We start from the raw sequence: 10,994 nt of genomic DNA, 5'->3' as shown, positions 1-10,994 counted from the left end.
CACGTCGCGCGCGGCGGCGTCCACCTGCTCGGCCGTCACGCCAGGCCGCACCGCCTCGACCGCGGCCCGCTGGGCCCGCTGCAGCGCCGCGTAGCGCCGGGCCACCTCGGGATCGGGTTCACCAATGCTGTAAGTGCGGGTCGAATCGGAGTTGTACCCGGGCTCGTACGGGCCACCGATGTCGACGACGACGATGTCACCGACCTGCAGTTCGCGGTCTGAACACTCGTGGTGCGGGTCGGCACCGTGCGGCCCTGAGCCGACGATGATGAACGCCACCTCCGAATGCCCTTCGGCGACAATGGCTTCCGCGATGTCCGCCGCCACGTCGGCCTCCGTTCGGCCCGGCACCAAGAACTCCGCCACGCGCGCGTGCACACGGTCGATCGCCGCACCGGCTTTGCGCAGCGCGTCGATCTCCTCGGCGTCCTTGATCATCCGCAGCCGTCGCAGCACATCGGTGGCCAGCACCGGCACCACACCCAGCACATCCGCAAGAGGCAGCAGGTGCAGCGCCGGCATGGAATCGGTGACTGCGGTCGCAACCGGCGCCCCGCCGAGCGCGTCGGCCACCAGGCGGTACGGATCCTCGCCGTCCACCCAGTCACGCACCGTCAATCCGAGCTCGGTGACCGCGGATTCCTTGAGCGAGGCCAATTCCAGCCGTGGCACCACAACCGTTGCTTCCCCGGTGGCCGAAAGCACCAGCGCGGTCAGCCTTTCGAAGGTCTGCGCACGGGAGCCGACGAGATAGCGCAGGTCGTATCCCGGTGTGATGACCAGACCCGCCAAGTCGGCGTCGGCAGCGGCGGTCGCGGCCGATCGCAGACGCTGCGCGTATACGTCGGTGCTGAATCGGCTAGCGCTCATGGGAGCCAGGCTAATCCGGGGCCGAATAGCTGGCGACCTCGATCAGGTTGCCGTCGGGATCGCGGCAGTAGTGCGACGTCATCGGTCCCAGTGCACCGATCTTGGTCACCGGCCCTTCGACGATTTCCGCGCCGCAGGACCGCAATTGCTCACTGACCTCGTCCGGCGTGGCGTCGGCGATGAAGCACAGGTCCAACGAACCGGGAGCGTCGACGACGCCGGTCTCCCAGTTCGCGGCGCCGGTGGGCCGCAGGTTGATCTTCTGGTTTCCGAAGAGCAACGCGACGCGACCCTCGCCGAACACTTCGCGCCTCAAGCCGAGCACGCGCACATACCAGTCGGCGATCGTTGTGACGTCGCGACAATTCAGCACCACATGATCGATGCGGGCAACGGTGAATCCCATGCCAACACGCTACTGCGGCAACGGGTTATCGCAGGCGCAACAGCCTTCTCACATTTCTCGCGGAGCGCGCCGCCAGATCCGACTTCGATCAGCCTCTCTTCCCACCGCCGACCGTCGAGCGCCTCCAACGATCGCATCGCGCCAGGTTGCCCACCCTCGCCGTATGCGTTCTTCAGCATCGGATGCGACCGGATACCCCGGGAATCGTGTCCACAACCCCTGGCAGGATGACCCGCATGTCCTTGTTGCTGCTCGACGGTGCCAGCATGTGGTTTCGCTCGTATTTCGGCGTGCCGTCCTCGATCACGGCACCCGACGGGCGGCCGGTCAACGCGCTGCGCGGCTTTCTCGATGCGGTCGCCACGGTCATCACTCGTGAGCGACCGACGCGTTTGGTGGTGTGCCGGGACGACGACTGGCGGCCGCAGTGGCGCGTTGACCTGATTCCGTCCTACAAGGCGCACCGCGTCGCCGTCGAAGAGCCGGACGGCCAGCCCGACGTGGAAGAGGTGCCTGACGATCTGACACCGCAGGTAGACATGATCACCGAACTTCTCGACGCGTTCGGCATACCGACCGCGGGTGCGCCCCAATCCGAGGCCGACGACGTTTTGGGCACCCTGGTCACCCGCGAGCGCAAGGATCCGGTGGTTGTGGTCAGCGGAGACCGTGACTTACTGCAGCTGGTCCGCGACGATCCGATCGAAGTCCGTGTGCTCTACCTGGGCCGCGGACTGGCCAAGGCGACGAAGTGGGGACCGGCGGAGGTGGCCGAATACTACGGCGTGCCCGTCGATCGCGCCGGACCCGCTTACGCCGAACTCGCGTTAATGCGGGGTGATCCGTCCGACGGACTGCCGGGTGTCCCCGGCGTCGGCGAAAAGACCGCGGCCACGCTACTGGCCCAGCACGGCTCCCTAGAGGCAATCCTCGCCGCGGCGCATGACCCGAAATCGAGGATGTCCAAGGCATATCGGGCCAAACTCTTGGCGGCCACCGAGTACATCGAGGCAGCGGGACCCGTGGTGCGGGTCTCGAGCGACTGCAAGGTCACGCTGTCCACATCGGCCGACACACTGCCGCTGGCCGCCGAACATCCCCGCAAGGTAGCCGAACTCGCCGAGCGGTACGGCGTCACGTCGTCGATCGGGCGGTTGCAGAAGGCCCTTGACGGCCTGCCAGCGGCTACTTAGGCCGGCCGACCTCGTAGGTGCCCTTGTCGTCCTGGAACGTCACCGTCACCTTGCGCTTGGTGCCGTCGATGCTCACCTCGCAGTCGAAGGTTCCACCCTTTTTCACCGTCGGGCTATCGCCTTGGTTGCACTTGACGTCCTTGACGTTCTTGGCGCCGTAGCCGTTGGTCTCGTCGGTCAGAATCTGCTGCACACCGGTCTGCGCGGCGCTGACGTCGAGCTTGGTGGTGACGAACCATCCGGGCTTCCAGAAGCCCAGCACCAGCACCACGGCCACGATGATCGCGAGAAACAGGCCGATCACGCCGCCGATGACGGCCAGTGAGCGCTTGGAACCCTCTTCGGCACCCGGTGGCGCGTACTGCGGGTATTGGCCGTATTGCCCCGGCTGCTGGCCGTACTGTCCAGGCTGCTGGCCGTACTGAGCGTCCGGCTGCTGCCCATACTGCTGGCCGTACTGAGGCTGACCGTACTGTCCGGGGTATTGCTGCGGGTTGTATGCGCCCGGCTGCTGGCCGAACTGCTCGGTCGGCGGGTATTGCGGCGGCTGGTAAGCCGGCTGCTGGACTCCTTGGCCTGGCTGCTGGTACTGCGGGTACTGCTGCTGTTGCGGGTCGTAGGCGGGCGGCGGCTGCCACGCCGGCGCTGCGGCGGTGGGCTGCTGCTCGGCTCCGGAGGTCGGCGGCTGCCACGCCTGGTTGCCCGACGGCTCGCTTGACGGCTGGTCCTTACCCGGCTCGGGCTGTTGACCGGGCCACGGCTGCGTCGGATCAGATCCTTGCGGTCCGCTCATGTCTCTCCTTGCTCATGGATCGCACTGCTGGCGAACACACTACCCGGCATCAACAGCCACGACGCCGCGTCGAACGTCGGCGATTGCGCGTTTCGCGCATGTGCGCATCGCCGGTGTGGGCGCGGCATTGCGGACCTGGTCCAGCAGGTCCAGAACCTGGCGGCACCACCGCACGAAATCCCCTGCCGACAACGGTGACCCGGTGCCGGCGGCGTCGGACGCGGCCAGCGCGCTGGTCAGGTCACCGGTCGTAGCCCAACGGTAGATGGCCGGGACGAAACCGTCCTCCGGCTCGCGGCTGGCCGTAATGCGATGCCGCTGCTCGTCCGCGCGCAACTCCGTCCATAGCCGGCGCGTCTGGTTCAGTGCACGTCGCAGCTTGCCCGTCGGCACGTCGATTCGGTCCGACGCGCCGGGCGCGTCGCCGCGAGATTCGTAGAGCACCGACGACAAGACCGCCGCGAGTTCGGCCGCGTCCAGCCCCTCCCAGACTCCGCTGCGCAGGCATTCGGCGACCAATAGGTCACTCTCGCTGTAGATCCGGGCCAGCAGCCGCCCGTCGTCGGTGACCTTCGGGTCACCGTCACCGCCGTCGATGAACCCACGCTCGGTCAGCAGCACGACGATTCGGTCGAAGGTGCGCGCCAGCGAGTTGGTCGCCGCGGCGACCTTCTGGCGGATTTGTTCGTTGTCGCGTTCGATACGCAGATACCGCTCGGCCAGCCGGACATTGGCTTCGCGGTCGGGTAGATGGTGTGCGCGGTGGCGACGCAATTGTTCTCGCAACGCGGCCAATTCGGGATCGACATCGCGGTCCGTTGGTGGCCCGCTGCGCTTGCCCCTGACCGACGGGACATCCAGCCCGGCCGCCGCGGAGCGCAGCGCCGACGCGAGATCGCGTCGCACCCGCGGATTGCGGTGTTCGACGCGCTTGGACAGCTGCATCGACCCCAGCGGCTCGGACGCTCCCGAGTAGTCGGCCGACGAAATCCTTCCGGCCCAACGGTGTTCGGTCAGCACGAGGGGTCGCGGGTCGTCGCTGTCGCGGTCGGCTTCGAGCACGACGGCCACGCCGCCACGGCGACCGTGGGTGATGGTGATGATGTCGCCGCGGCGCAGCGCGGCCAGTGCGTCGCTGGCGGCTTTGCGCCGCTGCAGTCGCGATGCCCGCGACTGCGCGCGTTCGCGTTCGGAGATCTGTGCACGCAGCCGCGCGTAGTCGAGGATCGACGGCTCAGTTGTTTGTTCTTCGCGCGGGCGCTCATCACCACGCCCGCGGAGTTCGCCGGCGATCTCGTCGAGAATCGCTTCACCGCGCTCAATGGCACGCACCTGTCCCACGACCGAGCGGTCGGCCTGGTACTGCGCGAACGACGCCTCCAGCAGTTTGTGCGCCTGCGTCGGTCCCATCTGGTTCACCAGGTTGATGGTCATGTTGTACGACGGCGCAAAGGAACTGCGCAACGGGAAGGTTCGCGTCGAGGCCAGGCCGGCGACCTCGGCGGGATCAGCGGTGCTGTCGTTCGGGTTCCACAGCACGACCGCGTGGCCTTCGACATCGATGCCGCGACGTCCGGCGCGACCGGTCAGCTGCGTGTACTCACCCGGCGTCAACGGCATGTGTTGTTCGCCGTTGAACTTGACCAGCCGCTCGAGCACCACCGTGCGGGCGGGCATGTTGATGCCCAAAGCCAGTGTCTCCGTGGCGAATACGGCCTTCACCAGCCCGGCGGTGAACAGTTCTTCCACGGCATGGCGGAAGGTCGGCAGCATCCCGGCGTGGTGTGCGGCCAATCCGCGCAGCAGACCCTCACGCCATTCGTGGTAGTCCAGCACGATGAGGTCGGCCTCGTTGAGGTCGGCGGTCCGCCGGTCGACGACCTCGGCGATGCGGGCGCGCTCCTCGTCGGTGGTCAGCCGCAGCGAGGAGCGCAGGCACTGTTTGACCGCGGCGTCGCAGCCGACGCGGGAGAACACGAACGTGATGGCGGGCAGCAGCTCCTCACGGCCGAGCGTGGCGATCACATCAGGCCGCGACGGCGGCCGGTACATCGTCGGCCGTCCGCGGCCGCGCGGCTGCCAGTCGGTGAGCCGGTCCGCCTCTCGGCGGTGTGCGATGTGGCGCAACAGCTCTGGGTCGACGAGTAACTCCCGCCCGGACTTCCCCGATGCGCGGTAGTCGAACAGGTCGAACAGCCGCTTGCCCACCATGACGTGCTGCCACAACGGAACCGGACGGTGTTCGTCGACCACCACCGTGGTGTCGCCGCGCACGGTCTGAATCCAGCCGCCGAACTCCTCGGCGTTGCTGACCGTTGCCGACAGGCTGACCAGCCGCACGTCATCGGGCAGGTGCAGGATGACCTCCTCCCACACCGCGCCGCGCATCCGGTCGGCCAGGAAATGCACTTCGTCCATCACGACATGCGAAAGGCCGTATAGCGCAGGCGAATTCGCATACAGCATGTTGCGCAGCACTTCGGTGGTCATCACCACGACATCTGCGTCGCCGTTGATGGACTGGTCGCCGGTGAGTAGGCCGATCTTCTCCGGGCCGTATCGAGCCACCAGGTCGTTGTGCTTCTGGTTGCTCAGCGCCTTGATCGGCGTGGTGTAGAAGCACTTTCGGCCAGCCGCCAGCGCCAGGTGTACGGCGAATTCGCCGACCACGGTCTTACCGGCACCGGTCGGTGCGCAAACCAGCACTCCGTGACCGTTCTCCAACGCTTGACACGCCCGGAGCTGGAAGTCGTCGAGCACAAAGGTCAGCTGCTCGGCGAAGCCCGCCAGCTGGCCGTCAGGTGGCGTCGTCATCGACCACGAGCCGCGCCGATGTCGGCACGGCGGTCGGCGGTTCGATCGGCGCGACGGCACCGATCGGCGAGGCTTGGTCGTCGGGCAGGTCCTGGAGCGCCTCACGGCGGGCCTTGCGCGTGTCGTGGACCCGGGCGATCTGGATCGCGAGCTCCAGCAGCAGAGACAATGCCAGCGCGAGCGCCAGCATCGAGAACGGATCCGAGCCGGGTGTGGCGAACGCCGCGAACACGAACAGCCCGAAGATCAGTCCACGCCGCCACGATTTGAGCCGCGCGTAGGTCAGTATCCCGACCAGGTTGAGCATGATGATGAGCAGCGGGAACTCGAAGCTGATGCCGAACACCAACAGCAGGTTGATCAGGAAGCCGAAGTACTGCTCACCGGACAGCGCGGTGACCTGCACGTCGCTGCCGACGGTCAGTAGGAAACCGAGCGCTTTCGACAGCACCACGTACGCCAAGACCGCACCGGTGATGAACAGCACCGCCCCGACGCCGACGAATGCGATCGCGAATCGCCGCTCCTTGCGGTACAGCCCGGGCGTGATGAACGCCCACAGCTGGTACAGCCACACCGGGCAAGCCAGCACAAGACCCGCCGTGAGCGCGACTTTCAGGCGCAGCATGAACTGGTCGAACGGTGCGGTGGCGAGCAGCCGGCATTCACCGTTGGGCGCGATGGTCGCGCGCGACGACGCCGGCAACCGGCAGTACGGCCCGCGCAGCCATTCCCCAAGGCTGGGCAGCCCGAAGGCACCGTGGCTGTACCAGAAGAACCCGACGATCGTCGTGACCACGACGGCGGCCAATGCGATCAGCAGCCGGTTGCGGAGTTCGTGTAGGTGCTCGACGAGCGACATGGTGCCGTCGGGATTGGCGCGCGACCGCCGTCGGCGGGGGTCGAGTTTCTTGAAAATTCCGGGGGTTTGCACGGGCTATCGACGCCGCGTCATTGCTGCGGCCAGGAAGTCGGCGTGGATCAGGCCGGGTGTTTGTCTGACGGCTGCTGCTGGGGTCCTGGAGCCGCCTGGCCGGCGACATTGGATCCGGGCGGCGGGGTGTCGGCGCGTTCCGACGCAATAGGCGTCGCCGGCGGAGTCTCTGGCTTGGCGTCCGTCCGCATCTCCTTGACCTCGGACTTGAAGATCCGCATCGACTGCCCGAGCGAACGCGCAGCGTCCGGGAGCTTCTTGGCACCGAAGAGCAGCACGAATATCGCGATCACGATCACCCAGTGCCAGGGTTGTAGACCGCCCAATTTGGTCACCTCCAGACGTCTGCGCCGAGTCTACTCGCCGAACCCGTTGAGACCGACTTCGTAGGCCCGCAGCGCCGCCGCCGCCGATTCCCGCACCCGCGCCGCCAGCGTCTCCGGTTCGAGTACCCGGACAGCGGATCCGAAGCCCAGCACGAATCGCGCCATCCACTCTTCGGAGGCGTAGGTCATTGTGGCTTCGCAGGCTCCGTCGGGCAGTTCGTGGATCACTCGCAGGGGGTAGTAGTCGAACATCCACGACGCGGACTTCTCGATCGAGAGCCTCGCAGACGGCAGCGACGGGTCCGCGTCGAACAGCGACGTGTCGGGGCCAGCCTGCACGGCGGGCTGCGGCGGCGCCGACGGCTCGTCGAGCACCTGCGCGTCGACGATGCGGTCGAACCGGAACAGGCGTACCCCCTCGGCCGAGCGGCACCAGGCCTCCAGGTAACTGTGGTCGGCGACCAGGACCACCCGAATGGGGTCGACGACCCGGCTGGACAACATGTCGTGAGAGGCCGAGTAGTACTCGATCGCCAGCGCGCGGCCGTTGCGAACGGCGGCCCGCACCGCAGCGGCGGCCTCGCTTTCCACGGGCGCGGGCTCATCGACGGCCGCGGCGGCGTTCTCGAATCCGTGGCTGGCCGTGCCGGCGGCCGTCTCGATCTTGGCTATCGCGCTGCGTGCGGCTTCGGGGTCGACCATGCCCGGCACATCGACGAGCGCCCGCAGCGCCACCAGCACCCCGGTCGCTTCGGGCGATGTCAGCCGCAACGGATGGTCGATTCCCGCGGTGAACGTGACTTCGATTGTGTCACCGGAGAATTCGAAGTCGATCAGGTCGCCTGGACCGTAGCCGGGTAGGCCGCACATCCACAACTGGTTGAGGTCGTCACGCAGTTGTTTGACGGTCACGCCGAGGTCCGAGGCCGCTTCGGCGTAGGTGATCTTCGGATTGGCCTGAAAGTACGGCACCATGTTCAGCAGCCGCACCAACCGCGTCGACACGGTACTCACGCTTTCACCTCGTCCGTCTGCCCCGCCTGCGCCCGCAGCCGCGCCAGCACGTCGTCGCGTAGTGACTGCGGTTCGAGTGCCACGGCGTCGGCGCCGTAGCTGGCGATTTCGCGGGCCAGCCGATCGGACATCCCGATGTCGAGCGTGATCTCCTCGCCCGGGCGGTGGCCGAGCGTCCGCGGGCCGACCACCGTGGCCTGCCGGCGCAGCGCGGTGGCACGCCCAGCGGCGACCCAGACGCGCGCCTGCCCGCCGGTCGGCCACTCGGCCACCGCCCGGTCGACGATTTCTCGCAGGTTGACGTCCTCGGGGCGCTTGACCGCGCCGGGCGGGCCGACGGTGGTGACGTCGGCGCCGATGCGGGAGAGCCGGAAGGTGCGAGTGGCGTTGCGGTCGCGATCGTGGCCGACCAGGTACCAGCGTCCCTTATCGGTCACCACACCCCAGGGCTCCACCATGCGGATCGTATACGGCTCGCTGCGCGACGGCCGGTGCGGAAACTGCACAGCGTGGCCGGAATCAATGGCGGACAACAGAATTCCGAGCACGTCCTCGGAACCGCGCAGTCCGGGTAGAGCGGCCGCCGAGGTGATCGCGACGCCGGCGTCGGCGGCGTCGACGTCAACACCGGCCGCGCGCAGCTTCAGCAATGCGCCCTGGGTGGCGGTGATCAGTTCCGGGGATTCCCACAGCTGCGTCGCGACGGCGACCGCGGCGGCTTCGTCGGCGGTCAGCTCGACGGCCGGAAGTGCGTAGGCCTTCCGGTTGATGCGATAGCCCTCGGTGGGATCGAACTGCGACACCCGCCCGGTCTCCAGCGGGATGCCCAGGTCGCGCAACTCGTTCTTGTCGCGCTCGAACATGCGGGAGAACGCTTCGTCGCTGGCGTCCTCCGAGTAGCCGTAGACGGTCTCGCGGATCCGTTCGGCAGTGATGAAGGTGTGGGTCGAGAGCAGCGCGATGACAAGGTTCATCAGCCGCTCGACTTTGGAGATCGCCACTCGGGACAGCCTAGTTCCGATCGGCCGACTTATTGGTCGCCGCTCCGGGGCTTTGCATTAATCACAGCGGACAGGAGCCTCTGTGCGACGCGGCGGTCGTTGTGCCCAGCTGGCAGTGACAAACGAGCGACAAAGACGATGCGCCTCACATCGAAGCGATGAGGCGCTTGACCCGCTCGTCGACCGACCGGAACGGGTCCTTGCACAACACAGTGCGCTGGGCCTGGTCGTTGAGCTTGAGGTGAACCCAGTCGACGGTGAAGTCGCGACCCGCTTCCTGTGCGGCGCTGATGAACTCGCCACGCAGCTTGGCCCGCGTCGTCTGCGGCGGAGTGTTGACCGCGGCTTCGATGTCCTCGTCGGTGGTGATGCGTGCCGCCAGTCCCTTGCGCTGCAGCAGGTCGAACACGCCGCGGCCGCGTTTGATGTCGTGGTAGGCCAGGTCCAGCTGGCTGATCTTCGGATCGGACAGCTCCATGTTGTAGCGATCCTGGTAGCGCTGGAACAGCTTGCGCTTGATCACCCAGTCGATCTCGGTGTCGACCTTGGCGAAGTCCTGGCTCTCGACCGCGTCCAGCTGGCGGCCCCACAGGTCGACGACCTGCTCGATCTGCGAGTTCGGCTCCCGGGTCTGCAGATACTCGACCGCGCGGCTGAAGTACTCGCGCTGAATGTCCAGCGCGCTCGCCTGCCTGCCACCGGCCAACCGCACCGGGCGCCTTCCGGTCAGGTCGTGGCTGACCTCGCGGATCGCGCGGATCGGGTTATCCAGAGAAAAGTCGCGGAACGCGACACCGGCCTCGATCATCTCCAGCACCAGCGACGCGGTGCCGACCTTGAGCATCGTCGTGGATTCGCACATGTTCGAGTCGCCGACGATCACGTGCAGCCGACGGTACTTCTCGGCGTCCGCGTGCGGCTCGTCGCGGGTGTTGATGATCGGACGGCTTCGCGTGGTGGCGCTCGACACGCCCTCCCAGATGTGCTCGGCGCGCTGCGAAAGGCAGAACGTCGCGGCCTTCGGCGTCTGCAGCACCTTGCCCGCGCCGCAGATGAGCTGGCGGGTGACCAGGAACGGCAACAGCACATCGGAGATCCGGGAGAACTCGCCGGCCCGCACGATCAGGTAGTTCTCGTGGCACCCGTAGGAGTTGCCCGCCGAGTCGGTGTTGTTCTTGAACAGGTAGATGTCGCCGCCGATGCCTTCGTCGGCCAGCCGCTGCTCGGCGTCGATCAGAAGATCCTCGAGCACCCGCTCGCCGGCGCGGTCATGGGTGACCAGCTGGGTGAGGTTGTCGCATTCGGCGGTGGCGTACTCGGGGTGGCTACCCACGTCGAGATACAACCGCGCGCCGTTGCGCAAGAAAACATTCGAACTGCGGCCCCACGACACCACGCGCCGGAACAAGTAGCGGGCAACTTCGTCGGGGCTCAGCCGACGATGGCCGTGGAACGTGCAGGTGACACCGAATTCCGTCTCGATGCCCATGATTCGTCGCTGCACGTCATCGAGACTACTGGTTGCTGCCCGACCACGGCGGGCAAGCCGCGCCGAAGGCCGCGGTCAACTGTGGAGGGAGCGTCCGGCAAGCTCGGCAGGTGAGCGCCGAGACAGGGCGATCGCCGACGATCTGGGATTGGCG

General features: G+C 67.0%; 10 protein-coding genes. 1 reads left to right on the top strand and 9 read right to left on the bottom strand.

The genetic code is table 11. The features are described 5' to 3' along the window. Together VJV41_RS20475 and VJV41_RS20470 are read right to left on the bottom strand one after the other, a co-directional pair. The coding region (locus VJV41_RS20475) for a Xaa-Pro peptidase family protein (protein ID WP_325336849.1) at positions 1-870 on the bottom strand (870 nt) is incomplete at its 3' end. 10 nt (positions 871-880) lie between these two features. Then, complete coding sequence (locus VJV41_RS20470; protein WP_325336848.1) at positions 881-1,276, bottom strand: VOC family protein; 396 nt, start codon at positions 1,274-1,276, stop codon at positions 881-883. A 236-nt stretch (positions 1,277-1,512) separates the two neighbouring features. On the opposite strand from VJV41_RS20470, the gene VJV41_RS20465 reads away from it, so the two are divergent. Next, positions 1,513-2,469 (top strand): 5'-3' exonuclease, encoded by a 957-nt coding sequence (locus VJV41_RS20465; RefSeq protein WP_325336847.1) that lies wholly within the window; start codon positions 1,513-1,515, stop codon positions 2,467-2,469. On the opposite strand, the gene VJV41_RS20460 is transcribed toward VJV41_RS20465, so the two are convergent. The 7 genes from VJV41_RS20460 to pafA form a co-directional block, all read right to left on the bottom strand. Then, positions 2,462-3,262, bottom strand: a complete 801-nt coding sequence (locus VJV41_RS20460; RefSeq protein WP_325336846.1) for a DUF4333 domain-containing protein — start codon at positions 3,260-3,262, stop codon at positions 2,462-2,464. The genes VJV41_RS20465 and VJV41_RS20460 overlap by 8 nt on opposite strands. 39 nt (positions 3,263-3,301) lie before the next feature. After that, complete coding sequence (locus VJV41_RS20455; protein WP_325336845.1) at positions 3,302-6,076, bottom strand: RNA helicase; 2,775 nt, start codon at positions 6,074-6,076, stop codon at positions 3,302-3,304. After that, positions 6,060-7,010, bottom strand: a complete 951-nt coding sequence (gene tatC / locus VJV41_RS20450; RefSeq protein WP_325336844.1) for a twin-arginine translocase subunit TatC — start codon at positions 7,008-7,010, stop codon at positions 6,060-6,062. The genes VJV41_RS20455 and tatC overlap by 17 nt, the downstream gene beginning before the upstream one ends. A 47-nt stretch (positions 7,011-7,057) precedes the next feature. After that, complete coding sequence (gene tatA, locus VJV41_RS20445) at positions 7,058-7,336, bottom strand: Sec-independent protein translocase subunit TatA (protein ID WP_325336852.1); 279 nt, start codon at positions 7,334-7,336, stop codon at positions 7,058-7,060. Positions 7,337-7,366: 30 nt separating this feature from the next. Beyond that, the gene (locus tag VJV41_RS20440) at positions 7,367-8,350 is read right to left on the bottom strand and encodes a YafY family protein (protein ID WP_325336843.1); all 984 of its coding nucleotides are present in this window, start codon (positions 8,348-8,350) and stop codon (positions 7,367-7,369) included. After that, entirely contained in the window at positions 8,347-9,351 is a 1,005-nt protein-coding gene (locus VJV41_RS20435; protein ID WP_325336842.1) for a YafY family protein, read from the bottom strand. The genes VJV41_RS20440 and VJV41_RS20435 overlap by 4 nt, the downstream gene beginning before the upstream one ends. Positions 9,352-9,496: 145 nt before the next feature. Next, entirely contained in the window at positions 9,497-10,855 is a 1,359-nt protein-coding gene (gene pafA, locus VJV41_RS20430) for a Pup--protein ligase (RefSeq protein ID WP_325336841.1), read from the bottom strand. Positions 10,856-10,994 lie beyond the last annotated feature (139 nt).

This window comes from Mycobacterium sp. (genome assembly GCF_035274705.1).
Lineage (GTDB): Bacteria > Actinomycetota > Actinomycetes > Mycobacteriales > Mycobacteriaceae > Mycobacterium.
The sequence above is the reverse complement of the archived record's forward strand: the minus strand, read 5'-3'. Positions and strand labels throughout refer to the sequence as shown.

What these genes read in the sequence shown, in the direction of transcription:
- VJV41_RS20470 (WP_325336848.1), bottom strand. Translation starts at nt 1,276, where the DNA reads ATGGGATTCACCGTTGCCCGCATCGATCATGTGGTGCTGAATTGTCGC.
- VJV41_RS20465 (WP_325336847.1), top strand. Translation starts at nt 1,513, where the DNA reads ATGTCCTTGTTGCTGCTCGACGGTGCCAGCATGTGGTTTCGCTCGTAT.
- VJV41_RS20460 (WP_325336846.1), bottom strand. Translation starts at nt 3,262, where the DNA reads ATGAGCGGACCGCAAGGATCTGATCCGACGCAGCCGTGGCCCGGTCAA.
- VJV41_RS20455 (WP_325336845.1), bottom strand. Translation starts at nt 6,076, where the DNA reads ATGACGACGCCACCTGACGGCCAGCTGGCGGGCTTCGCCGAGCAGCTG.